Below are 21,639 nucleotides of genomic sequence, written 5' to 3'. Positions count from 1 at the left end.
GGACTGCTGGGTCGGGCTCTTCGACGTCTCCGGACGACTCGACCGCGCACACCCGGTGGACGGAGCCCCGTCCGACGGGATCCCGACGGAGGACCTCGACCTCCTCCGGACCGAGTCCCTCCGGTTGCGCCGCGCCGGCCAGCGCGCGAGCCTGCCCGTGACCACCCGGCACCGCACCGGCTTCACGCTGCAGACGCTCGGCAGTGGCGGCCACCTGGAGCGGGGTGCTCGCGATCGCGAACGGTGGTGCACTCGACCGCGCCGGGCGCGAGGTCGTCACCGCCGTCATCGCCCTCGCCGGACTCGCGCTGCAGCAGAACCGCGAGCTCGCCCGCGCCGGGGACTCCTGCGGACCGGACTGCTCACGATGCTCTCCGTCGGCGACCCCGACGTCGTCGACAGCACCTCCCGCGAGGTCTGGGGCCCGCTCCCCGCCGAACCCGTCCGGATCGCCGCCGTCGAGGTCCCCGACCAGGACCTCGACACCGTGGTCGACCTGCTCGAGCTCTGGGTGCAGGACCGACCCGGGCACCTGTTCTTCGCCGTCGACGACGCCCTCTTCCTCTGCGTCAGCGCCGACGACACGGCGATCGTCGACGAGCTCGTGACCCGGTTCGACCTCCGGGCCGGGCTCTCCGACGGCGCCTCGTACCGCTACTTCGGACGCGCCCGCACCGAGGCCGTGCAGGCCCTCGACCGCCGCCGCGAGGGCCGCCCCGGCACCACCGAGTTCGGCGATCTCGCGCCGGGAGGGCGTGCTCGCCCACCTGGCCCACGTCGACGTCGACGCGGGTGCGGTCGCCCGGGCGTTCCTCGCCCCGCTGCGGGGACACGACCGGGAGGCGGGCACCGACCTCACCCGGACCGTCCGCACCTGGCTCGAGCAGAACTGCGAGTACGACCGCACGGCGCAGGCGCTCGGCGTCCACCGGCACACCGCACGCGCCCGGGTCGAGCACGCCGGGCGACTGCTCGACCGGGACCTGTCGGCCTTCGCGACCCGGGCCGACCTGTGGGCCGCGTTCGTGGTCGAGGGCGGCCCGGCGGGCGCCGAATAGGCTGACACCGTGCCGACGACCCCGGCCCGCCGGCGCCTCAGCCCGGCCGAACGCGAGGCCCAGATCACCGCGGCCGCGATCGAGGTCGCCCGTGCCGAGGGGCTCGCCGGCGTGACCCTCCGCGGGGTGGCCGCCGCCATCGGGGTCGCCCCGTCCCTCGTCGCCCACTACCGGCCGGCGATGGAGGAGCTGGTCGGCGAGACCTTCCGGACCGTCGCGAGCGCCGAGGTCGCCGAGGTCCGGTCGCTCGTCACCGCCGTCGAGGACCCCGTCGGACAGCTCCGTACCCTGCTGGCGTGCATCGCCGACCCCGAGCGCGACGACGTCGCAGCCCTGTGGGCGGACGCCTGGAGCATCGGTCGGACGAACCCGTCGCTGGCGACCGCGGCGCGTGACGTCATGGACGACTGGCAGCTCCTGGCGACCGCCGTGGTCGGCGCCGGGGTCCGCGACGGGGTCATGCGCGCCGAGGACCCCGACGAGGTCGGCCGGCTCCTGTTCGCGCTCGTCGACGCGACGAACGGGTACGCCCTCGTCGACCACCTGGACCGACCGACCCGCGAGGGACTGGTCCGCACGACCATCGCCCGCGCCGTCGGCCTCGACCCCGCGGCCCTCGCAGTCGGCTGATCCCTCACTTCCGTCATCCCTTGATGAGGTTTGGCCTGGAAACCTCAACAACGGGTCCTCCGCCCGGGCAACTCGAAACGCCGCAACCGCATCTGGGTGAACCTCGAGGTGGTGGATGCACTCGACGCGTTCGCTACTCGGAGCGGACGACGGCAACACCCCGCGTACTGACGCCCGGCAGACAGAGGAGCTTCTCTGCCTCGCTTCCGCGCGTCGGAGCGGTCGGCACTGCTCGTGTCGTCGCACAGGGAGCGACGGGGAACGAGGCGGACATGACCACGACGGACGAACTCGACGATCGCGACGGACCCGCCCGCGGGCGGTGACGGTCTCGATCGTGCTCTGGGCGGTGTGGCTCGTCGTCGGCGTGGTCTCGACGGTGGTCATCGCCACGCTCGGCTGGGGACTCCCCGGATTCGGCGGGGTCGCGGCGCTCGTGGTGTCGTTCGTCCTCTGGGCCCTCGTCGCGGCTGCTGTGCTGCAGGTCCTCCGCGGATCGGGGGTGGCACGCGTCGTCCTCGTCGTGATCGCGGCGTTCCGGGCCGCGCTGAGCATCACGACGGGTGGCATCTCGCTCGCGATGGTGCTGCTGTCGGTCGTGGCGGCGGTCCTGCTGTTCCTGCCCAGCGCCCGACCCTGGTTCCGACGCGACGAGCGCGTCGTCCCCGACGAGCCGGCGAGCTGACGGCTCTGGTGGAGACCACCTGACGGACTGGAGGCGCGGTGCCGGCTGGCACTGCGCCTCCAGTCTGTCGACGGGTCAGGCCCCGGATCAGACGTGGCGACCACCGCGGCGGCGTCGCGTCAGCAGCAGCACGCCACCGGCCAGGAGCATGGCGAGTCCACCGAGGCCCGGCCAGAGCAGCTCGGCGCCGGTGAACGCGAGCCCGCCGCGGGGTACCGCTGCCGGAGTCGCCGTCGGCGCCGTCGGGGCAGGGGTCCCGGTCGCGGTCGGTGCCGGAACAGCCGGGGTCGACGCGGTCGGGTCGGCCTCTGCGTACGTGACGCTCACCGTCGCCGTGGTCGCTTCGCCCGACGCGTCCCACACGGTGTACTCGACGCTCGACGGGTTGCCGCTGAAGTCCGCCTCGGGGACGAAGGTGTCGCGACCGGTCGTGGTGTCGACCGTCCAGGTGCCCTCACCCTCGACCGCAAGTGACGTGACCGGGGTCCCGTCGGCGGCGAGCAGGCGCACGGTCGCGGGGTCAACGTTGCGGGAGTCGTTCGCGGTGACGTCCACCGACACCGTCTGACCGGTCGCGTGGTCGAGCGGACGAGTCGTCGGCCGCGAGGGGCAAGTAGCGGACGGTGACGAGCGCCGTGGTGGTCGCACCGTCGGCGCCGGTCGCGCTGTAGCGGACCGGGGTCGGGTTCCCCGTGAAGCCGTCGAGCGGCGTGAAGGTCAGCTTCCCGTTGGCCGTGTCGACGGTCCAGGTACCCTCGCCGTCGACCACGAAGCCTCGTCTGCGAGTTCCGGTCGCGGTCGAGCAGCCGGACGGAGGCCGGGTCGACGTTCGCGGAGTCGTTCGCCGCGACATCGACCGTCACCGGCTCGCCGAGCGCGTTGCCGCCGGAGACGTCGTCGACGGCTGCAGGCAGGTAGGTGACGTCCACGTCGGCCGTGGTGGTGTCGCCGCGACCGTCCTGCACGGTGTACCGCACGGCGGTCGGGTCGCCCGTGAACCCGGTCTCGGGCGTGAAGGTCACGGTGCCGGCGCTCGAGTCGACCGTCCACGTCCCCTCGCCGCGCACGGTGCGGGTCGTGACCGGCTGTCCGTCGGCGTCGAGCAGACGGAGGGTCGAGCGGTCCACGTTCGCGCTGTCGTTGCCCACGACGTCGACCGTGACGGCCGAGCCGGGTGCGTTGCGACGGGACACGTCCTTCGTCGCGACCGGCGCGTACGCCACGGTGACGACCGCGGTGGTCGCGTGACCGGCAGCGTCCTGCACCGAGTACCGCACCGGTGTCGGGTCGCCCGTGTACCCGGCGGCGGGCGTGAAGGTGACGGTGCCCGTGGCCGTGTCGACCGCCCACGTGCCCTGGCCCGCCACGGGCAGCTCGGTGACGAGGGCGGAGCCCTGCACGAGGCGCACGTTGGACGCGACGACGTTCATCGAGTCGTTCGTGGTCACCGCGACGGACGCCGGGGAACCGACGGTGTTGCCGGTCGAGCCGTCGGCGGCGGCCACCGGCAGGTACGAGACGGTGACGGTCTGCCGGACGCCGCGCTCGAACGCGTCGCCCGCGGTGTACGCGATGGGCGCCGGGTTGCCCGTGAAGCCGCGCTCGGGCGTGAAGGTCACCACGCCCGTGGCCGCGTCGACCGTCCAGGTGCCCTCGCCGTCGACGACGAGCTCCAGCGTCGCGTCGCCGGCGCCGTCGACCAGGTGGACGGAGGCGCGCTCGAGGCCCGCCGAGTCGTTCGCGAGGACGGGGACCGACACGGGCTCGCCCGGGGTCGGCGCGACCACGGCGTCCGCGCGCGACCGGACGGTAGGCAACCTGGACCGGGGCCGTCGAGGTGTGCCCGCTCCCGTCGCTCACCGTGTAGGTGACCGGTGCGGGGTTGCCGGTGAAGCCGGGCAGGGGTGTGAAGGTGACACTGCCCGTCGTGGCGTCGACCGTCCACGTGCCCTGGTCGGCGATCGGCAGGGTCGAGACCGGCGTGCCGTCGGCATCGAGCAGCTGCACGGTCGTCCGGTCGACGTTCGCCGAGTCGTTCGCCGTCACGTCCACGGTCACCGTGCTGCCGACGGTGTTGTCGCGTGCGTCGTCGGCAGTGCCCGCGGTGGCGTACCCGACGGTGATCGTCGCGGTCGCCTTCGCACCACTGCCCGTGGCGACGCGGTAGGTGACGGGAGTCGGGGTTGCCCGTGAAGTCGCGCGCCGGGGTGAAGGTCACCCGGCCCGTCTTGGGGTCGACGGTCCAGGTTCCCTGACCAGCGACCGGCAGCGACGACCTCGGCGTGCCGTCGGCGTCGAGCAGCTGGACGCTCGTCGGGTCGACGTTGTCCGAGTCGTTCGCCGTCACGTCGACCACGGCCGGGCTGCCCTGCCGGACGGCCGAGACCGTGTCGTCGGCGGCGGTCGGCTGGTACGTCACGACGACCTGCGCGCCGGTTTCCAGCCCGCGGCTGTCCCGCACGGTGTAGTCGACGGGGGCCGGGTCGCCGGTGAACCCCGCGGCCGGCGTGAACGTCACCGTGCCCTTCGTGGTGTCGACGGTCCAGTCGCCCTGACCCTCGACGTGGAGTGCGGTGGTCGACTTGCCGTCGGCACCCGTGATGCTAGGGTGGAGGGGTCGAGGTCACCCGCGTCGTTCTTGACCACGTCCACGGTGACGGCCTCCTGGGCTCGCTCACCGCGGCTTCGTCCGTCGTGGCGACCGGCTTCGGCTTCACCGCGTTCGTGAACGAGCAGTCGACCGAGGCGACGCCCGCCGGGATCGTGAAGGTGCCCGTCGTGCCCGTTCCGGTCAGGATCGGCGTGCCTGCCCGTCGCCGGGTCCGTGCAGCTCCAGGTCGTCGTGTAGTTCGCCGGGTTCGTCGACGACGATGCCGGGGTCTGGGTGATCGTGTACGGCTCCGGCTGGTCCGGGAGCAGCAGCAGCGGGCCAGCGGTGGCCGTCGGGGTCGACGACGTCGTCGTGGCCGAGTTGTTCTTCGTGACGCCGTTCCCGGTCAGCGTGACGGTGAACTGGTCGTCGGGGTCGAACGTGGTCGTCGGCCGCTCCACCGAGACGGAGCCGGTGTACGGCAGGGCGTTGCTCGCGAGGTCCAGGAGCGCCGCACTGACGTTGGACCGCTGCATCACGTCGCCGGTGATCGGGTTGACCTTGAGGAACGCGTTCGTGCCGCTTGCCGGCCACGTAGAGGTAGCCGTCGTCGCCGAACGCCATCGACGTCAGGCCCGTCCCGGCGGCGATCACGTCGCCGACCTTCTCGGCCGACACGGTCTGGGAGCCGGCGAGGTCCATCGCGTCCACGCGGAAGATCTGTGCGTTCTTCGTCTGGGTGTCGCTCTTGACGAAGTACATGTTGCCCTGGCCGTCGAAGGCGAGGTCACCGTTCGTCCCGGCGAAGTTCGACGCGTTGACCGTCACGACCGCCTTCGTGTTCGCGTGGTTCGACGGGTCGTAGCTCGTGAACTGCAACTGCGCATCGTTGCCGCTGACGTTGCCGCCGTACCAGTAGCGGCCGCTCTTCCGGGTCGACGCCGCCCATGTTCGTCGGGAGCGACGCGTAGCGAGTCGTCTTGCTGACCGACTCCCCGGTGACGTCGTACTCGTACACGTTCGCCGAGTCCGTGAAGAAGACGGTCTTCCCGTCCATTGCGAGACCGAGCTGGTTGATCGACGACGTCGCTCCGGACGGCACCGGAATCTTGAGCTCGTACGAACCGTTCGTCCGGTCGATGGCGACGACGCCCGCACTGCCGGAAGGACCGGAGGTGGCGCCGTAGAGCACCGTCTTCGAGAACGGCTCGGCGGCGGAAGCGGCCTGGGGCAGCACGACGACCGCGCCGGCGGTGACGAGGGCGGCGACCAGGGCGGCGCCTCCGAGACGGAGGGCGGGCGGGCACGACGGACGTGCAGCATCGGGCATGCGCAAGGGAGGGGTCCTGACGGAGGGTTCGGGTTCGGGTCAGCCGCGGGCGAGCAGTGCTCATGCCCGGCGTGCTGTCCGCTCATCGTGACCGAAGCCGACCCTTCGCGGGGGTGAAAACCCCGGACTGGGGACGATCCGAGCAGTCCCCCCTTTGTGGGGACCCGTCAGAAAACGACCCGCGTCGCACCCCGGGGTCCGACGCATCCACTGGATGAGGTGGGTGGCATGACGGGGCCGCGCCGTGCCTCCAGGCCCAGCCGACGCCGTCGGCCCAGCGAATGCAGACGGCCCAGCGAATGCAGACGGCCCAGCGAATGCAGAAGGCCCCCGGATCTCTCCGGGGGCCTTCCTGTTCTGCCTGGTGCGCGAGGGGGACTTGAACCCCCACGCCGTTTCCAGCACACGGACCTGAACCGTGCGCGTCTACCAATTCCGCCACTCGCGCCAGCCCGAGAACACTACCATGCACAGACGCTGCCAGATGCCAACCACTACCATGCGTAAGGTCAGCGACCGAGAACACTGGAGACCCATGGGCCTGTTGGACAGCTTCGAGCGAGGGCTGGAGCGCGCCGTGAACGGCGCGTTCGCGAAGACCTTCCGCTCCGGCGTGCAGCCCGTCGAGATCTCGAGCGCACTCCGCCGCGAGCTCGACACGAAGGCTGCCGTGGTGTCGCGCGAGCGCATCCTCGTGCCGAACGAGTTCACCGTGCGCCTCGCGCCGCCGGACTTCACGCGGATGAACGACATCGGTCGTCCGCTCATCGACGAGCTCTCGCAGATGGTGCAGCAGCACGCCGTCGCGCAGAACTACTCGTTCTCCGGACCGGTGACGATCGCCCTCAAGCAGGACGGCACGCTGTCCACCGGGATCCTCGAGGTCGACTCGACCACCGTGCAGCGGGACGTCGTCTCGGGTCGCCGTGCTCGACATCGGTTCGCAGCGCCACAAGCTCCAGCGCGGGCGCACCGTCATCGGCCGCGGGACCGACGCCGACATCACCGTCGCGGACACCGGCACGAGCCGGAAGTACGTCGAGGTGATCTGGGACGGCAAGCACGCCCAGGCCAACGACCTGGGGTCGACGAACGGCTCGAAACTGAACGGCGAGCGCTTCCAGCAGGCCATCGTTGAGCCGGATTCCACGATCGAGATCGGTCGTACCCGTATGGTGTTCCGGGTGATCCCCGAGAACGACGGAGGTACCAGGTGACCACAGGGCTGACCCTGCTCGTCCTGCGCTTCGCGTTCCTCGCGGTGCTGTGGCTGTTCGTGTTCGTGATCGTCTTCGCGCTGCGCAGTGACCTGTTCGGTCAGCGCGTGCGCACCATCCCCACCGATCCGAAGGCCGGTGCGTCCGGTCCGACGACCCCCGCGGTGCCGGCAGCAGCGGCGCCGGCTCCGGCATCCAACGGTGCGTTCACGGATCTCATCGGACAGCCTGGAGGCGCGCAGCAGTCCGCCATGCCGGTCGCCACCCGACTGGTCATCACCGAGGGATCGCGCGAGGGCATGGAGATGCCGCTCGGCGGCGGACCGATCACGATCGGCCGGTCCAGCGAGTCCAACGTGGTCATCCGCGACGACTACACCTCGACCAACCACGCCCGCCTCGACCTGCGCGCCGACGGCTGGCTCCTCACCGACCTCGAGTCCACGAACGGCACCTTCGTCAACGGTCAGAAGGTGACCGCGCCCGTGATGATCGCCGAGCGGACGCCGATCACGATCGGGACGACGACGTTCGAGCTGCGGCGGTAACCCCGGATGACGGCTCGCACGCTGAGCGCCGCTGTGTCCCACGTGGGGCGCATCCGTGCCAACAACCAGGACTCCGGCTACGCCGGACAGCACCTGTTCGCGGTCGCGGACGGCATGGGCGGACACGCCGGCGGCGATGTCGCGTCGGCGATCGCGATCCGTCGCATCAGGGAAGTCGACCGCGAGTTCCCCTCCGCGCACGACGCCGAGTTCGCCCTGCAGTCGGCCCTCATCGCGGCCAACCAGCTCATCACCGAGACGGTGTTCGAGCACCAGGAACTGACCGGCATGGGCACCACGGTGTCCGCGATGATCCGGGTCGGCGACCAGATCGCGATCGCCCACATCGGCGACTCGCGCATCTACCGGCACCGTGACGGCGAGCTGCAGCAGATCACGTCGGACCACACCTTCGTGCAGCGCCTCGTCGACAGCGGCCGCATCACCCCGGAAGAGGCCGCGGTCCACCCGCGCCGCTCTGTGCTCATGCGCGTGCTCGGCGACGTCGACGCCGCACCCGAGGTCGACACCGCGATCATGGACATCCAGCCGGGCGACCGCTGGCTGCTGTGCTCGGACGGCCTGTCGTCGTACCTGGCGGAAGAGCGCATCCGGCACGCCCTCGCGTCGAACATGGACGCGAACCAGGTGACGCAGCGCCTCGTGAAGGAGACGCTCGACCACGGCGCGCCCGACAACGTGACCGTCGTGGTGATGGATGTCACCGACACCGAGCCCGACGACGACGACGACGCGGCCACCACCGTCGGGTCCGCCGCCGCACCCCTGACCTTCGAGGCGTCGACCGGCCGGAAGCCGATCCGCCTCCCTACGATCCTGCTGCACCCGCTCAAGGTCACGACCGCGCCCGAGGACTCGCACTTCGAGCCGGAGTCCGACCAGTTCTTCGCCGAGCTCATCGCCGAGGACCGCCGTCGCCGGATCCGCCGCCGGGTGTCGTGGACGATCGCCCTCGTGGTCGCCGTCGCCGTGCTCGTCGGCGCCGTCTTCCTCGGCTGGCGCATCATCCAGGACCACTACTACGTCGGCACCGACCGTGGCACCGTCGCGATCTACAAGGGCGTGCAGCAGTCGATCGGCCCGATCGCGCTGTCCGACGTCTACGAGGACACCGACGTCACCGTGTCCTCCCTGCCCGACTACACGCGGGAGAACGTCCGCTCGACGATCAACGCGCAGTCGCTCGACGACGCGCGCGACATCGTCGACCGCCTCCGGAAGGCCGCCGCGACCGGGCAGGACCAGGCCGGCACGGGTGGTGACGGCGGCTCGTCGTCGCCGACCCCCACACCGTCGGGCTCCCCGTCGTCGTCGCCCTCGTCCTCGCCCGGTGCGAAGCGATGAGCAACGCCACGGCACAGTCCTTCACGCAGGCGATCACGATCAAGCTGCGTGAGCCCGCGCGCGCCTGGAACCTCGAGCCGCGCTGCTCGTCATCGCGTGCGGCATCTGCGCCGGCGCGATGGTGCTCGTGCAGCTCGGCACGAAGGGGCGGCTGTTCGACACCTCGGCGCTGTGGGTGGGCGCGGGGATCCTCGGGCTCGCACTCGTCATGCACGTGGTGCTCCGCGTCGTCGCGAAGAACGCCGACCCGTTCATCCTGCCCGTCGCCCTCGCCCTGAACGGCATCGGCATCGCGGAGATCTACCGCATCGACGTCCACGCCGACCACTTCGGGTGGGCCGCGTTCGGGGTCAAGCAGATGGTCTGGACGATGCTCGCCATGGTCGCCGCCATCGTCGTGCTGCTGCTCGTCCGGAACCACCGGTTCCTCCAGCGGTACCGCTACATCTTCATGTTCGCGACGATCGCGCTGCTGCTCCTGCCGATCGTGCCCGGGCTCGGGCTGAACGTCGGCGGCGCGAGGGTCTGGATCAAGATCGGCTCGTTCACGTTCCAGCCCGGCGAGCTCGCGAAGATCACGATGGCGTTGTTCTTCGCGGGGTACCTCGTGACGGCACGCGACTCGCTCTCGATCGTCGGCCGGAAGTTCCTCGGCATGACCTTCCCCCGGGCCCGCGACCTCGGCCCGATCCTGGTCATGTGGGGCGCCGCCATGGGTGTCCTCGTGTTCCAGCGCGACCTCGGCACCGCGCTGCTGTACTTCGGCCTCTTCCTGGTGATGATCTACGTCGCCACCGGCCGGATCAGCTGGGTGGTCATCGGCCTCGCGCTCTTCGTCGGCGGCGCCCTCGTTGCGCAGTCCGCCTTCGTGTACGTGCACGGCCGGTTCGAACAGTGGCTCGACCCGTTCAACCCCGTCATCTACAACCGCCTGTCGCAGGGCAGCGGGCAGTTGGTGACCGGGCTGTTCGGCTTCGCGAGCGGCGGCATCACCGGTACCGGTCTCGGCCAGGGACGCCCGTACCTGACCCCTGTCGCGAACGCCGACTACATCGTCGCCTCGCTCGGTGAGGAACTCGGCCTCATCGGCGTCTTCGCGATCCTCGCGCTGTTCATCATCCTGGCCTCGCGCGGCATGCGGGTCGGCTTCATGGCGCAGGACGACTTCGGCAAGCTGCTCGGCGTCGGCTTCGGGTTCCCGATCGCCCTGCAGGTCTTCGTCGTCGTCGGCGGCATCACCCGGGTGATCCCGGTCACCGGCCTCACCACGCCGTTCATGGCAGCCGGTGGTTCCTCGCTCATCGCCAACTGGATCATCGCCGCGATGTTGCTGCGCCTGACCGACGCCATCCCCGCCGAGCAGCGCGTGCAGCAAGGCGCGATCCCAGCCGCTCGCGGACGTGGCACGACCAAGAAGGAGCGCACCCGATGAACCGACAGCTCCGCCGTGTCTCGACCGTCATCGTGCTCATGTTCGTGGCACTGTTCGTGTCGACGACGTCGATCCAGTTCTTCGCCGCGGACTCGCTCCGCGCCGACCCCCGGAACTCGCGCACGATCCTGAACAGCTACTCCACGAAGCGCGGGGCGATCCTCGTGCAGGGCAGCCCGATCGCCGAGTCGACCGCCGTGGACGACCAGTACCAGTACCAGCGGAAGTACACGAACGGCGACCTCTACTCGGCCGTCACCGGGTACTTCACCATCGGGCAGGGCAGCGCCGGCGTCGAGGCCGCCGAGAACTCCGTGCTGTCCGGCAACTCGGACGCCTCGTTCTTCCAGAACCTCAACGCGATCCTCACCGGCCAGGACGTCCAGGGCGACAACGTCAACCTGACGATCGACCCGAAGGTGCAGCAGGCGGCGTACGACGCGCTCGGCACGAACTCCGGCGCGGTCGTGGCGATCCAGCCGAAGACGGGCAAGATCCTGGCGATGGTCTCCAAGCCGTCCTACGACCCGAACACGCTCACGTCGCACGACACGGCGGACGTCGTCGCGAAGTTCAACGCCCTCGACCAGGCTGACAGCCACCCGTTGAAGAACCGCGCGTACGGCGGCGACCTCTACACGCCGGGATCGGTGTTCAAGCTCATCGTCGCATCGGCGGCGCTCGAGGGCGGCAAGTACACGCTGGACTCAGAGTTCCCGAACCCGTCGCGGCTAGCAGCTCCCCGGTACCAGCACGTACATCAACAACGCCGAGGGCGGCTCGTGCGGCGGCGGCGACAAGGTGAAGCTGCGCACGGCGATCCAGTACTCGTGCAACATCCCCTTCGCGGAGCTCGGGCAGAAGCTCGGCTACGACGCGATCAAGAGCATGGCCGACAAGTACGGCTTCGGCGACGCGATCGAGATCCCCATGCGCGCCACCGCCAGCCAGTACCCCGAGGTCGACTCGACGGCGCAGCTCATGCTCAGCTCGTTCGGGCAGGCCAGCGTCCGGGTGTCCCCGCTGCAGATGGCGATGGTCTCGGCCGAGCATCGCGAACGGCGGCAAGGTCATGCAGCCGTCCGTCGTCGACTCGATCACGACGAGTGATCTGAAGACGGTCGAGTCCTTCTCGCCGAAGCAGTACAGCGACCCGCTGTCCGCTTCCGAATCCGCCGACCTGACCGAGGCCATGCAGAGCGTCGTCAGCTCCGGGACCGGCACCAATGCCAAGATCAACGGTGTCGACGTCGCGGAGGAAGACGGGCACGGCCGAGGGCGGCACGGGCGACCCGTACACGCTCTGGTTCACGGGCTTCGCCCCGGCGAAGGACCCCGAGGTGGCCGTCGCGGTCGTCGTCGGGAACGGCGGCGGGCTCGGTCAGTCCGGGGGTCGGCAACACGGTCGCGGCCCCGGTCGCGAAGAAAGTCATGGAGGCGGTGCTGAACAAATGAGACCCACCAGCGGACTCACCTTCGGTGGGCGGTACCAACTCTCGTCCCGGGTCGCCATCGGCGGCATGGGAGAGGTGTGGCAGGCCACCGACCTCGTCATCGGTCGCACCGTGGCACTCAAGATCCTCAAGGACGAGTACCTCGGCGACCCGGGCTTCCTCGAGCGCTTCCGCGCGGAAGCCCGTCACGCAGCGCTCGTCAACCACGAGGGCATCGCCAACGTGTTCGACTACGGCGAGGAGGACGGCAGCGCCTACCTCGTGATGGAGCTCGTCCCCGGCGAGGCGCTCTCGACCATGATCGAGCGGGAGCACACGCTGCCGGTCGACAAGGTCCTCGACATCGTGGCGCAGACGGCGAACGCCCTGCAGGCCGCGCACGCCGTGGGCCTCGTGCACCGCGACATCAAGCCCGGCAACCTGCTCATCACGCCGGACGGCCGCGTCAAGATCACCGACTTCGGCATCGCCCGGATCGCCGACCAGGTCCCGCTCACCGCGACCGGCCAGGTCATGGGCACCGTGCAGTACCTCTCGCCGGAGCAGGCGAGCGGACACCCCGCGTCGCCCTCGACGGACATCTACTCGCTCGGCATCGTCGCGTACGAGGCCTGGCGGTCGCCGTCCCTTCACGGGCGAGTCGCAGGTCGCGATCGCCATGGCGCACATCAACGAGCAGCCGCCGGCGCTCCCCGGGGACATCCCGGAGCCGGTCTCGGCCCTGGTGATGTCCTGCATCGTGAAGAAGCCCGCCGACCGTCCGGCCACCGCGGCCAACCTGGCGCGGGCCGCGCAGGCACTCCGTCGCGGTGACGTCGCGGCGGCCACCGTCGCCGTGCCGGCCAATCGCCGCCGGTGGCACCGTGGCGTTCAACCCGCCGCAGGGCCAGGGGAACGACGCGGCGACCGCGCTGATCGGCACGACCCAGGCCGGTGCGGTCACGGGTGGTCCCGGAACGCCGGGTTCCCCGATCGACGGCGAGGACGAGGAGCCGAAGAAGCGCCGTGCGTGGATCTGGTGGCTCGTCGGGGTCATCGCCGTGCTGGTCATCGGCGGGGTCGTCGCAGCGTTCGCGTTGAACGGCAACCAGCAGCCCGAGCCGACGCGCTCGTCCACGAGCTCGTCCCAGTCCACGCCGACCCGGTCCCAGACCCCGTCGTCGCCGAGCGCCACGCCCACCCAGACGCGCGTGCTCGTCAACTCGGCGGACTACGAGGGGCTCTCCGTCACCGACGCCCAGACCATGGCCTGAGTCGGTCGGCCTGACCTCGCGCGTCGAGGACGGCGACCCGGCCCCGAGCGCCGACAAGGCGAACACGGTCCAGTCGATCAGCCCGACCGGCAGCCTCGCCCTCGGATCAGCTGGTCGTCATCCAGCAGTACACGGCGCAGCCGACCGTCAACCAGCCGAACTCGGCGTCGCCGGGCACGGTGTCGGCCGACGGCCAGGTCACCTTCAGCTGGGCAGCCGCCACGGTGCTCCGACGGGCTACACCGTGGCGTCGTACGCGTACACGATCACGGGCGGCAAGGACACCTCGAGCCAGACCTCGGGCACGCTCGACGCCGACCACCGCTCGGTCACCGTGCAGATCGACGCCGTCGGCAAGTCCGCGTCGCTGAGCTACACCGTGACGTGCGGCAACCTGACCGCGTCGGCCGCGTCGGAGAGCGCCCGCGAGCGACACCTGGCAGGCCACGGGCGAGCCGACGGTCGACCCGACGGACGGCAACAACCCCAGCCAGGCACCGCAGGACTGACCCTCGGACGGGGGCTCGCGACACCGTTGCGTAACGGTTCGGTCGGGGCCCCCGTCCCCAGCGTCTCACCAGGAACGGCTGCCGTACACTGGCCCGGACGGACATTCGGAGGAGTACGTGCCAGAAGGTGTGACCGCGGGGATCACCCTCCTCGCCAACCGCTACGAGATCGGTGAAGTCATCGGTCGGGGCGGCATGGCCACTGTGCATCTGGGCAACGACACCCGCCTCGGACGCAAGGTCGCGGTGAAGTTGCTCAAGCCGAGCCTCGCCAACGACCCGGCCTTCCGTACCCGGTTCCGGCAGAAAGCCCAGGCCGCCGCGCGCATGGCGCACCCGACGATCGTCCGGGTCTACGACGCGGGCGAAGAGACCGTCACCGAGACCTCGGGTGCCGAGGTGCAGGTGCCGTTCATCGTCATGGAGCACGTCGAGGGGCGTCCGCTCTCCGACATCATCGGCGACGGCCCGGTCGCACCGGACGAGGCCGTGCGCATCACCGAGGGCATCCTCACCGCGCTCGAGTACTCCCACCGTGCTGGGGGTCGTGCACCGCGACATCAAGCCCGCCAACGTCATGGTCACGCACTCCGGCCAGGTCAAGGTCATGGACTTCGGCATCGCCCGGGCCATCACCGACACCTCGGCGACGGTCGCGCAGACCACCTCGATCCTCGGCACGGCGTCAGCACTTCTCGCCGGAGCAGGCGCGCGGCGAGACCGTCGACGCCCGCACCGACGTGTACTCGACCGGTGTCGTGCTCTTCGAGCTCCTGACCGGCCGTGCGCCCTTCATCGGCGACTCCCCGGTCGCGCGTCGCCTACCAGCACGTCAGCGAGCAGCCGGTCGCACCGTCCACGCTCGTCCCCGCGGTCCTCACCCGCGCTCGACGCCGTCACGCTGCACTGCGCTCGTGAAGGACCGCACCCGCCGCTACCAGAACGCCGCCGAGTTCCGCACGGAGCTGCAGCAGGCCGCCGCGGGGCACGTCCCCGCCTCGACCCGCAAGCTGCACCAGGCCTCGGCCAACGACGCCTCGACGATGTTGTTCGGGGTCAACCCCCCGCCCGACGTCGAACCCGGCGGTCGCCTTCCGCGAGCTCGACGACGACACCGCCGAGCACCGACCGCAGCGCACCCAGAACCGTCCGCCCGTGGCGTGGATCTGGGTCGGCATCCTGCTGACCGCCGCCGTCATCGTGGCCGTGGTGTTCTTCGTCGCCAACCTGCAACCGGGCAAGCCGCCGATGTCGTCGTCGGTCAGCGTGCCGGCCAACGTCGCCGGTGCCACGTGGGAATCCGCTTCGACCGCGCTCGAGAAGCGCGACCTCGGTGCCGTCAAGGTCGAGGAGAACTCCGACGACGTCGAGAAGGGCACGGTCATCCGCACCGAGCCCGGCTCCGGTACCAACATCGCCCGCAGTCAGGACGTCCGCGTCGTCGTGTCGCTCGGACCACAGCAGATCGCCATCCCCGACCTGGCGAGCCAGGCGCAGGCCGCCGCCGAGAAGACCCTGAAGGACGCCGGCTTCGCGGTCGGCGCCATCAACTCGGACTACTCACCGGACGTCCCCGAGGGCACGGTCATGAGCACCGACCCGGCGAACGGCACCCAGCACACGAAGGGCACCGTGGTGAACCTCACGGTGTCGAACGGGAAGGTCGAGCTGCCGGACGTCACGCAGCAGCCGTTCTCGACGGCCAACGCCACGCTCGCTGCCCTCGGGCTACGGTCACGCCCGCGCCGACGAACTCCTGCACGGGCGGCACCGTCACGCAGCAGAACGCCCCCGCCGGTGACATCGCTCAGGGCAGCACCGTCGTCCTGACGCACTGCGCCGCAGCCGCTCAGCCGAGCCAGCCGGCGGCGCCGGGCGGAGAACGACAAGCGGCGGCGACAATGGTGGCGACAACGGCGGCGGCGACAACGGCGGGGACGACGGTCGCTGACCGACGCCGGACCGACGTGAGGCCCGTACCGGACACGTGACGTGCCTCCAGGCCCGTGTCACGGATCCAACGGAACGCGACCTGCCGAGCTGGCTGCCCGCGAGAGCACGGATCGCCTCCGGACAGCCCCGCCGGGGTGGGCGCCGGTCCACGGCCGCCCACCGGTCCGCGTCAGGACGCGCGGTGAGCAGTCGGACTCTCAGGCGCGGTGCGCGGCGATGAGCGGGTTGAGTCCCGCTGCGCGGTCTACGGCGCCGTCGAGACCGGTGGTCTCGAGCCAGTTGCCGACCATGCGGTAGCCGCCCTCGGTCAGCACGGACTCCGGGTGGAACTGCACGCCGTAGACGGGGTGCTCGCGGTGCTGCACGCCCATGATCACGCCGCCACCCGTCCGCGCGGTGACGGTGAGCTCATCGGGGACGGTGCCGTCGACGATGGCGAGCGAGTGGTACCGCGTCGCGGTGAAGGGGTGCGGGACGCCGGTGAAGAGCGCACTGTCGTCGTGGTCGACCTCCGACGTCTTGCCGTGCATGAGCTCTTCGGCGTGCGTGACGGTCGCCCCGAGGGCCTCGGCGATGGCCTGCGTGACCGAGGCAGACCCCGAGCAGCGGTGTGTCCGCGGTGATGGCTGCGTGGACGGTCGCGATGGAGATGCCGGCGTCGGCGGGTGTTCCCGGCCCGGCGACAGCAGCACGCCGTACTCGGCGATCCGGTCGGCGATCTCGGACTCGGGGAACGCGTCGTTCCGGACCACGTCGGTGTCGGCGCCGAGCTGCTGGACGTACCCGTTCAGCGTGTAGACGAAGCTGTCGTAGTTGTCGACGACGAGGATCCTGGTCATGGCGCTCCACCGTACTCGTGGGGGATGTGTGCAGCGGGCTGAGAGTCTTCCCACACACGTGGTCACGGTAGGATACCGGCCATGGCCAAGGACAAGGACCGCACCAAGCCCGCCCGGAGGACCCGAGCCGACTCGGTCGAGACCGCGGGGGACCAGCCGAACCCCGTCTGGTTCAAGCCGGTCATGTTCGGCTTCATGCTCATCGGGCTCGCCTGGGTGATCGTCTTCTACATCTCGAACACGACCCTCCCGGTGCCGTCACCGGCTCCTGGAACATCCTCATCGGGTTCGGCATCATGTTCGTCGGCTTCCTCATGACCACCCGCTGGCCCCAGCACCGGCCCATCGCTTCCCGACGCCCGTCGCACCGCAAGGTGCGGCGGGCGTCGTCGTTCCATCGGCGTGGCCGGAGCCGTCGTTCCCGGTCGCGCCAAGCGTCGTCGTTCCCGAGGGGGCGCGGTCCGAATCTGTTCTCCACAAGCCCGAGCAGCGCGTGGACCCGCTCTCCCCATGCTCGGACCGGTTCTCCACAGTTCTCCACACTTTCCACACTGCTGTCCACACCAGCCCCGAAGTTATCCACAACTCAGTCCACAGTGGGGATAATCACACCCGTGTAACTCACCGGTTTATCCACACCTGTGGACAACTCGCTCGTGCACGTGTGGAAAGCGTCACCGGACGACTCCGGGGCGAAACGACGAACGCCCCGTCGCGGAGGGCGACGGGGCGTTCGAGGAAGCGCAGGCGGGTCAGATACCGATCCCGACCTGCAAGGCGGTGTAGGCGGCGAAGATCGCCGCGATGACGACGACGGCCTCGGCCACGAGCAGGCCGATCTGCAGGCCACGCTGCCGGACGTTGCGCGTCTTCGAGAACACGAACCCGGTGATGAACCCGAGGACGATGCCGCCGACGTGCGCCTGCCACGAGATGTTCGTGCCGGGCAGGAAGCCGACCACGAGGTTCAGACCCATGATCACGAGGAGCTGGACGGCGTTGTACCCGAGGCTCCGCTGGATCACGAAGAACGCCGCGAAGAGGCCGAAGATCGCTCCGGAGGCGCCGACGACCTGGGTCCCCGGGCTCAGCCACGCGACCGCGAGGTCACCGCCGAGGCCGGCGAGGAAGTACAGCGCCAGGAACCGCCACGTGCCGAGGATGTTCTCGAGCATCCGCCCGAAGATCCACACCGCCCACATGTTGAACAGGATGTGGAAGAACGACGAGTGCACGAACAGGCCGGTGATCAACCGCCACGGCTGCGAGCCCACGAGGGCGTGTAGAAGCTCAACCAGGCGTTGACGTACCCCCCGCTGACCTGGTTGAGGAGCCACAGCACGACCGAGACGACGACGATGACGACCGTCGCCTTCTGGTCGAGCATGGCGAGCCGCCGGGCGACCGTCATCCCACTGGGACCGTTCGCCCGGCGGTTCGCCGTGAACTGTGCGCGCTGTTCACGCACGCACTCCGGGCAGTGCACCCCGACCGCTGCCGGCGTCTGGCACTCGGGCAGATCGTCCGCCCGCACCGCTGGCAGAGGACGAAGCTCTGCCGGTCGGGGTGCCGGTAGCAGGTGTTGTTCGAGTTGTACGCCGGATCACTCACGTGGTGGCTCAGACGTCCTCGACGTCGATGCTCTGGATGACGACGTCCTCGAGCGGCTTGTCACGGCCGTCCGTGGCGACACCCTCGATCGCGTCGACGACGGCGCGGGACTCGTCGTCCGCGACCTCGCCGAAGATGGTGATGCTTGCCCTGCAACCACGGCGTCGCCACCGTCGTGATGAAGAACTGCGAGCCGTTGGTGCCGCGACCGCCCTGGATGCCGGCGTTCGCCATCGCGAAGATGTACGGGTTCTGGAAGGTGAGCTCCGGGGAGATCTCGTCGTCGAAGCGGTAGCCCGGGCCGCCGATGCCCTGGCCGAGCGGGTCACCCGCCCTGGATCATGAAGTCCTTGATGATGCGGTGGAAGACCACACCGTCGTAGAGCTTGTCCGTCGACACCTTGCCGGTCCCGGGTGGGTCCATTCCTGCTTGCCCGTCGCGAGGTCGACGAAGTTCTTGACGGTCTTCGGAGCGTGGTTGCCGAACAGGTTGACGCGGATGTCGCCCTTGTTCGTGTGGATCGTTGCGACAGCAGTGTGCAGAGACATGTTCCGATTCTCGCATGTGTGACCTGCGTACAGACGAGACACATAGGGACGGCTCCGTGACCTGTCAGGCGCCCTGGTGGCAGGATGGGCACACGCCGTTCCGATGGAGGTACCAGATGACGACGATCGAACTGCCGCGCAAGCGCCGGAAGCAGATCAAGAAGCTCAAGGGCAAGACCGCCTCGCTCCTCGGCGAGCAGCGCAAGGTGCTCGAGCACGCGAACGAGATCCTCGCCGAGGCCCGCGCGCACGCCGCCGATGCAGCACGCAAGGACATCGCCCCCCGGGTGCAGAACGCGATCGACAACGGGATCCGCCGGCCGTGGCCACCGGTGTGCACGCTGCCACCTCGGCTGCGCAGACCGCTTCGCACCGCTTCCAGGCCGAGGTCATCCCGGGCTGGTCTCGACGGCTGGCTCCGTCCTCAGCGTGGGTGACCTCGCGAAGGACCCGCGGGTCAAGAAGCTCGAAGAACGCGCAGAAGAAGGCAAGAAGGCCCGCAAGGCTGCCGCCAAGTACGTGCCGGCCGCGCAGCGAAGAAGAGGGCCTCGGCTTCGGTGGCGTCGCGCTCATCGTGGTCGGCGTGGTCGCCGTCGCCGGTGCCGCGTACGCCGCGTACCAGACGCTCCGCGCTGACGACGACCTCTGGGTCGCCGACGACGCCGACACGGCGGAGAAGCCCATTCTCCGCCTGACCTCCCGGTTCGTACGAAGGGCCCGGCCTGCCGGGGCCGCTTCGTCGTTCCTCGGCCGAGCGGGTGGACAACGTCTCGCTCCCAACCGAGCGTGCCGTCTCGCACCCGCTCGGCGGACTGCCGACGGCAGGTCACGCCCGTACGCACCCACCTGACGGTCTGGAGGCGCGCACCGGCCCCGCCCCGCGCCTCCAGGCCCGCAGATGCGCCGCGCCGACGGCCGCGAGATCGCACTCCCGCGCCCCGACCCAGCCCACACACGCGCGCAATCGCGATCTCACCCGCACCCGCACCCGAGCCGGGCGCATACCGAGCGCAGGCCGAACGCCGGACGGGACCCATCGCGGAGCGGCGCGCCGAAGGTGCCGACGAACACGACCGGAACGAACCGGCGAGGCGAAGAACGAGCCGAGCAGCGTCGGCTTGAGTGGAGTGGAGCCTGGGAGAATCGAACTCCTGACATCCTGCTTGCAAAGCAGGCGCTCTGCCAACTGAGCTAAGGCCCCGAGACACCCATGGTACGGATGTCGGAGGGAAGTGGTGGGGCTACAAGGACTTGAACCTTGGACCTCTTCGTTATCAGCGAAGCGCTCTAACCGCCTGAGCTATAGCCCCTCAGACCGGATGAAAGCCTACCGTACCGATCCCGGAGAACGAAATCGAGTGGTCGGCCTCATCCGGCCGGGTGTGTCAGTTGTTCGTGAAGCCCACGGAGCAGGCCGCCCGTGATCCGCACACTGAGGTTGTAGAGGACGCTCACGATCGCGCCGAGCACGGTGCCGACGACCACGTTGAGGATGCCGACGATGGAGAACCCGAGTACCTGGCCCAGCGAGAACTGGTCCATGATCGAGTAGTTGTTCTGCCCCGTGACGTCCTTCAGGAGCGAGTCGATCTCGCCGAAGACACCGGTCTGGTTGAGGATGACCCACACGGAGCCGCCGTTGCCACGACGATCACGATGGAGTCGGCCAGGGCGATGAGGAAGCTGAGCTTCACCATCGACCAGAAGTCGACGTACACGAGCCGCAGTCGCACCTGACGGGTGCCGACGGGCCGCTTCGCCTTCTTCTGGAGCTTCTCGGCGACCCACTTCATTGCTCGGCTGGTCCTCTCGGCCTGGCTGGTCGCCAGGCGCGGTGTCAATGGGATCGGTGGAATCGAGCTTCTTGCCTCAGCGGGGCTCACTGGTACTCCACCGGTGCCGCGGGCTCGATCTCGGCGTCATCCTGGTCGTCCGGGTTCCGCTCGGTCATTCAGAATACACTGCGATGATCAGGTCGTTCTCCGCGAACCTCCTTGAAGACCACACCCATCCGTCTCGCGACCCTTGGCGAGCACCTCGGCCACGGCAGACCTTACCACCTTGCCCGATTGCAGCACGATGAGCACCTCGTCGTCCTCACCCACGATGAGAGCACCCACAGCGAGTCACCTCGGTCGGCGGCCAGCTTGGCCACCTTGATGCCGAGACCACCGCGGCCCTGCACGCGGTACTGGTCCACCGAAGTGCGCTTGGCCGTAGCCGCCCTCGGTCATGACCCGCAGCGTAGCCTTGTCGTCCGGGGCGGCCAGGGCTGCGAGGCGCGTCGTCGTCGCGGAACGACATGCCCTTCACGCCCGAGGTCCGAGCGACCCATCAGGCGCAGGGTGTCGTTCGTCGCGGTGAAGCGCAGAGACATGCCGTGCTTCGGTACGAGCAGCAGGTCGTCGTACTCGTCGACGAGCAGCGCCTGCACGAGGGTGTCGCCGTCGCGCAGGTTGATCGCGATGATGCCGCCGGTGCGGTTCATGATGTCGTACTCGGTCAGCGCCGTCTTCTTGACGTACAGGCCGTAGGCCGGTCACGGGCGCCGTACTGCCGCCGCCTCGTAGTCACGGATATCGAGCACCTGCTGGGTCTCTTGCTCGTCCGGCTGCA

At 69.7% G+C, this 21,639-nt stretch carries 21 protein-coding genes, 3 tRNA genes and 12 pseudogenes; 18 read left to right on the top strand and 18 right to left on the bottom strand.

The annotated features are described in order from the left end of the window. Nucleotides 1-203: 203 nt before the first annotated feature. The 4 genes from ACZ8AI_RS15905 (at nt 204) to ACZ8AI_RS15890 (ending at nt 2,373) form a co-directional block, all read left to right on the top strand. Entirely contained in the window at nt 204-608 is a 405-nt protein-coding gene (locus ACZ8AI_RS15905; RefSeq protein ID WP_464858977.1) for a hypothetical protein, read from the top strand. A 147-nt stretch (nt 609-755) separates the two neighbouring features. Continuing rightward, complete coding sequence (locus ACZ8AI_RS15900; protein WP_464858976.1) at nt 756-1,058, top strand: helix-turn-helix domain-containing protein; 303 nt, start codon at nt 756-758, stop codon at nt 1,056-1,058. A 9-nt stretch (nt 1,059-1,067) separates the two neighbouring features. Then, on the top strand, nt 1,068-1,688 hold the full coding sequence (locus ACZ8AI_RS15895) for a TetR/AcrR family transcriptional regulator (RefSeq protein WP_464858975.1): 621 nt from the start codon (nt 1,068-1,070) through the stop codon (nt 1,686-1,688). A 322-nt stretch (nt 1,689-2,010) separates the two neighbouring features. Then, on the top strand, nt 2,011-2,373 hold the full coding sequence (locus ACZ8AI_RS15890; protein WP_464858974.1) for a hypothetical protein: 363 nt from the start codon (nt 2,011-2,013) through the stop codon (nt 2,371-2,373). Nucleotides 2,374-2,460: 87 nt separating this feature from the next. Here ACZ8AI_RS15890 and ACZ8AI_RS15885 read toward each other — a convergent pair whose 3' ends face one another. The 8 genes and pseudogenes from ACZ8AI_RS15885 to ACZ8AI_RS15850 form a co-directional block, all read right to left on the bottom strand. After that, nucleotides 2,461-2,700 carry an LPXTG cell wall anchor domain-containing protein gene (locus tag ACZ8AI_RS15885; RefSeq protein WP_464859274.1) on the bottom strand — a complete coding sequence of 80 codons (240 nt, stop codon included), beginning with the start codon at nt 2,698-2,700 and terminating at the stop codon, nt 2,461-2,463. A 48-nt stretch (nt 2,701-2,748) separates the two neighbouring features. Next, nucleotides 2,749-2,928: pseudogene (locus ACZ8AI_RS15880) on the bottom strand (hypothetical protein); the annotation flags it as partial. 374 nt (nt 2,929-3,302) lie between these two features. After that, a pseudogene (locus ACZ8AI_RS15875) lies at nt 3,303-4,160 on the bottom strand (Ig-like domain-containing protein); the annotation flags it as partial. A gap of 88 nt (nt 4,161-4,248) precedes the next feature. Continuing rightward, nucleotides 4,249-4,419 (bottom strand): annotated as a pseudogene (locus ACZ8AI_RS15870) (hypothetical protein); the annotation flags it as partial. 184 nt (nt 4,420-4,603) lie between these two features. Then, nucleotides 4,604-4,975: pseudogene (locus tag ACZ8AI_RS15865) on the bottom strand (Ig-like domain-containing protein); the annotation flags it as partial. Further along, the gene (locus ACZ8AI_RS15860; RefSeq protein WP_464858973.1) at nt 4,888-5,499 is read right to left on the bottom strand and encodes a hypothetical protein; all 612 of its coding nucleotides are present in this window, start codon (nt 5,497-5,499) and stop codon (nt 4,888-4,890) included. The pseudogene ACZ8AI_RS15865 and the gene ACZ8AI_RS15860, both read right to left, overlap by 88 nt. Before the next feature lie 251 nt (nt 5,500-5,750). Further along, nucleotides 5,751-6,293, bottom strand: a complete 543-nt coding sequence (locus ACZ8AI_RS15855; protein WP_464858972.1) for a hypothetical protein — start codon at nt 6,291-6,293, stop codon at nt 5,751-5,753. Between the two features lie 362 nt (nt 6,294-6,655). Then, nucleotides 6,656-6,741, bottom strand: a tRNA-Leu gene (locus ACZ8AI_RS15850). An 18-nt stretch (nt 6,742-6,759) separates the two neighbouring features. Here ACZ8AI_RS15850 and ACZ8AI_RS15845 point away from each other — a divergent pair. The 10 genes and pseudogenes from ACZ8AI_RS15845 to ACZ8AI_RS15800 all read left to right on the top strand — a co-directional run. After that, nucleotides 6,760-7,119 (top strand): annotated as a pseudogene (locus tag ACZ8AI_RS15845) (DUF3662 domain-containing protein); the annotation flags it as partial. Nucleotides 7,120-7,219: 100 nt separating this feature from the next. Then, nucleotides 7,220-7,510, top strand: coding sequence for an FHA domain-containing protein (locus ACZ8AI_RS15840; RefSeq protein ID WP_464858971.1), 291 nt, complete (start codon nt 7,220-7,222; stop codon nt 7,508-7,510). Further along, nucleotides 7,507-8,058 carry an FHA domain-containing protein FhaB/FipA gene (locus ACZ8AI_RS15835; RefSeq protein ID WP_464858970.1) on the top strand — a complete coding sequence of 184 codons (552 nt, stop codon included), beginning with the start codon at nt 7,507-7,509 and terminating at the stop codon, nt 8,056-8,058. The genes ACZ8AI_RS15840 and ACZ8AI_RS15835 overlap by 4 nt, the downstream gene beginning before the upstream one ends. 6 nt (nt 8,059-8,064) lie before the next feature. Further along, nucleotides 8,065-9,423: a Stp1/IreP family PP2C-type Ser/Thr phosphatase gene (locus ACZ8AI_RS15830; RefSeq protein WP_464858969.1), complete on the top strand. Its 1,359-nt coding sequence runs from the start codon at nt 8,065-8,067 to the stop codon at nt 9,421-9,423. 118 nt (nt 9,424-9,541) lie between these two features. Then, the gene (locus ACZ8AI_RS15825; protein ID WP_464858968.1) at nt 9,542-10,855 is read left to right on the top strand and encodes an FtsW/RodA/SpoVE family cell cycle protein; all 1,314 of its coding nucleotides are present in this window, start codon (nt 9,542-9,544) and stop codon (nt 10,853-10,855) included. After that, on the top strand, nt 10,852-11,970 hold the full coding sequence (locus ACZ8AI_RS15820; protein ID WP_464858967.1) for a penicillin-binding transpeptidase domain-containing protein: 1,119 nt from the start codon (nt 10,852-10,854) through the stop codon (nt 11,968-11,970). Before ACZ8AI_RS15825 ends, ACZ8AI_RS15820 begins: the two co-directional genes overlap by 4 nt. Continuing rightward, nucleotides 11,928-12,050 (top strand): annotated as a pseudogene (locus ACZ8AI_RS15815) (hypothetical protein); the annotation flags it as partial. The gene ACZ8AI_RS15820 and the pseudogene ACZ8AI_RS15815, both read left to right, overlap by 43 nt. Before the next feature lie 31 nt (nt 12,051-12,081). Further along, nucleotides 12,082-12,189, top strand: a pseudogene (locus tag ACZ8AI_RS15810) (hypothetical protein); the annotation flags it as partial. Between the two features lie 117 nt (nt 12,190-12,306). Further along, a pseudogene (locus ACZ8AI_RS15805) lies at nt 12,307-13,493 on the top strand (protein kinase domain-containing protein); the annotation flags it as partial. A gap of 773 nt (nt 13,494-14,266) precedes the next feature. Next, nucleotides 14,267-14,551: pseudogene (locus tag ACZ8AI_RS15800) on the top strand (Stk1 family PASTA domain-containing Ser/Thr kinase); the annotation flags it as partial. A gap of 416 nt (nt 14,552-14,967) precedes the next feature. On the opposite strand, the gene ACZ8AI_RS15795 reads toward ACZ8AI_RS15800, so the two are convergent. Continuing rightward, nucleotides 14,968-15,249: a hypothetical protein gene (locus ACZ8AI_RS15795; protein ID WP_464859273.1), complete on the bottom strand. Its 282-nt coding sequence runs from the start codon at nt 15,247-15,249 to the stop codon at nt 14,968-14,970. Here ACZ8AI_RS15795 and ACZ8AI_RS15790 point away from each other — a divergent pair. Beyond that, on the top strand, nt 15,227-15,901 hold the full coding sequence (locus ACZ8AI_RS15790; protein ID WP_464858966.1) for a PASTA domain-containing protein: 675 nt from the start codon (nt 15,227-15,229) through the stop codon (nt 15,899-15,901). The two genes, ACZ8AI_RS15795 and ACZ8AI_RS15790, sit on opposite strands and share 23 nt — an antisense overlap. A gap of 320 nt (nt 15,902-16,221) precedes the next feature. On the opposite strand, the gene ACZ8AI_RS15785 is transcribed toward ACZ8AI_RS15790, so the two are convergent. Further along, the gene (locus tag ACZ8AI_RS15785; protein WP_464858965.1) at nt 16,222-16,863 is read right to left on the bottom strand and encodes an anthranilate synthase component II; all 642 of its coding nucleotides are present in this window, start codon (nt 16,861-16,863) and stop codon (nt 16,222-16,224) included. A gap of 81 nt (nt 16,864-16,944) precedes the next feature. Here ACZ8AI_RS15785 and ACZ8AI_RS15780 point away from each other — a divergent pair. Beyond that, nucleotides 16,945-17,192, top strand: a pseudogene (locus ACZ8AI_RS15780) (cell division protein CrgA); the annotation flags it as partial. A 423-nt stretch (nt 17,193-17,615) separates the two neighbouring features. Here the strand turns inward: ACZ8AI_RS15780 and ACZ8AI_RS15775 are convergent. The 3 genes and pseudogenes from ACZ8AI_RS15775 to ACZ8AI_RS15765 all read right to left on the bottom strand — a co-directional run bounded on the left by ACZ8AI_RS15775 (nt 17,616) and on the right by ACZ8AI_RS15765 (nt 19,023). Next, the gene (locus tag ACZ8AI_RS15775; RefSeq protein ID WP_464858964.1) at nt 17,616-18,116 is read right to left on the bottom strand and encodes a rhomboid family intramembrane serine protease; all 501 of its coding nucleotides are present in this window, start codon (nt 18,114-18,116) and stop codon (nt 17,616-17,618) included. Beyond that, nucleotides 18,113-18,274, bottom strand: coding sequence for a hypothetical protein (locus ACZ8AI_RS15770; RefSeq protein ID WP_464858963.1), 162 nt, complete (start codon nt 18,272-18,274; stop codon nt 18,113-18,115). Before ACZ8AI_RS15770 ends, ACZ8AI_RS15775 begins: the two co-directional genes overlap by 4 nt. Before the next feature lie 208 nt (nt 18,275-18,482). Further along, a pseudogene (locus ACZ8AI_RS15765) lies at nt 18,483-19,023 on the bottom strand (peptidylprolyl isomerase). 116 nt (nt 19,024-19,139) lie between these two features. Between ACZ8AI_RS15765 and ACZ8AI_RS15760 the strand changes: the two are divergent. Both ACZ8AI_RS15760 and ACZ8AI_RS15755 read left to right on the top strand, forming a co-directional pair. Further along, the gene (locus ACZ8AI_RS15760) at nt 19,140-19,460 is read left to right on the top strand and encodes a hypothetical protein (RefSeq protein WP_464858962.1); all 321 of its coding nucleotides are present in this window, start codon (nt 19,140-19,142) and stop codon (nt 19,458-19,460) included. Continuing rightward, nucleotides 19,457-19,873: a hypothetical protein gene (locus ACZ8AI_RS15755; protein ID WP_464858961.1), complete on the top strand. Its 417-nt coding sequence runs from the start codon at nt 19,457-19,459 to the stop codon at nt 19,871-19,873. The genes ACZ8AI_RS15760 and ACZ8AI_RS15755 overlap by 4 nt, the downstream gene beginning before the upstream one ends. A gap of 278 nt (nt 19,874-20,151) precedes the next feature. Here ACZ8AI_RS15755 and ACZ8AI_RS15750 read toward each other — a convergent pair. The 5 genes and pseudogenes from ACZ8AI_RS15750 to ACZ8AI_RS15730 form a co-directional block, all read right to left on the bottom strand. Continuing rightward, a tRNA-Ala gene (locus ACZ8AI_RS15750) sits at nt 20,152-20,224 on the bottom strand. A gap of 32 nt (nt 20,225-20,256) precedes the next feature. Then, nucleotides 20,257-20,333, bottom strand: a tRNA-Ile gene (locus tag ACZ8AI_RS15745). A gap of 75 nt (nt 20,334-20,408) precedes the next feature. Further along, nucleotides 20,409-20,816 (bottom strand): annotated as a pseudogene (locus ACZ8AI_RS15740) (DUF3566 domain-containing protein). Nucleotides 20,817-21,076: 260 nt separating this feature from the next. Beyond that, on the bottom strand, nt 21,077-21,223 hold the full coding sequence (locus ACZ8AI_RS15735) for a hypothetical protein (protein WP_464858960.1): 147 nt from the start codon (nt 21,221-21,223) through the stop codon (nt 21,077-21,079). 30 nt (nt 21,224-21,253) lie between these two features. Further along, nucleotides 21,254-21,511: a hypothetical protein gene (locus tag ACZ8AI_RS15730; RefSeq protein ID WP_464858959.1), complete on the bottom strand. Its 258-nt coding sequence runs from the start codon at nt 21,509-21,511 to the stop codon at nt 21,254-21,256. Nucleotides 21,512-21,639: the final 128 nt, after the last annotated feature.

This window comes from Curtobacterium sp. AC273, assembly GCF_979253735.1.
Note: the sequence above shows the minus strand (reverse complement) of the source record. Positions and strands in the feature narration are given on the sequence as shown.

Coding starts and splice junctions, on each gene's coding strand:
- ACZ8AI_RS15825 (WP_464858968.1), top strand. CDS start 9,542: ATGGTGCTCGTGCAGCTCGGCACGAAGGGGCGGCTGTTCGACACCTCG.
- ACZ8AI_RS15770 (WP_464858963.1), bottom strand. CDS start 18,274: ATGACGGTCGCCCGGCGGCTCGCCATGCTCGACCAGAAGGCGACGGTC.
- ACZ8AI_RS15860 (WP_464858973.1), bottom strand. CDS start 5,499: ATGCAGCGGTCCAACGTCAGTGCGGCGCTCCTGGACCTCGCGAGCAAC.
- ACZ8AI_RS15830 (WP_464858969.1), top strand. CDS start 8,065: ATGACGGCTCGCACGCTGAGCGCCGCTGTGTCCCACGTGGGGCGCATC.
- ACZ8AI_RS15730 (WP_464858959.1), bottom strand. CDS start 21,511: ATGAACCGCACCGGCGGCATCATCGCGATCAACCTGCGCGACGGCGAC.
- ACZ8AI_RS15760 (WP_464858962.1), top strand. CDS start 19,140: ATGACGACGATCGAACTGCCGCGCAAGCGCCGGAAGCAGATCAAGAAG.
- ACZ8AI_RS15855 (WP_464858972.1), bottom strand. CDS start 6,293: ATGCCCGATGCTGCACGTCCGTCGTGCCCGCCCGCCCTCCGTCTCGGA.
- ACZ8AI_RS15785 (WP_464858965.1), bottom strand. CDS start 16,863: ATGACCAGGATCCTCGTCGTCGACAACTACGACAGCTTCGTCTACACG.
- ACZ8AI_RS15795 (WP_464859273.1), bottom strand. CDS start 15,249: ATGCCGACCCAGATCCACGCCACGGGCGGACGGTTCTGGGTGCGCTGC.
- ACZ8AI_RS15820 (WP_464858967.1), top strand. CDS start 10,852: ATGAACCGACAGCTCCGCCGTGTCTCGACCGTCATCGTGCTCATGTTC.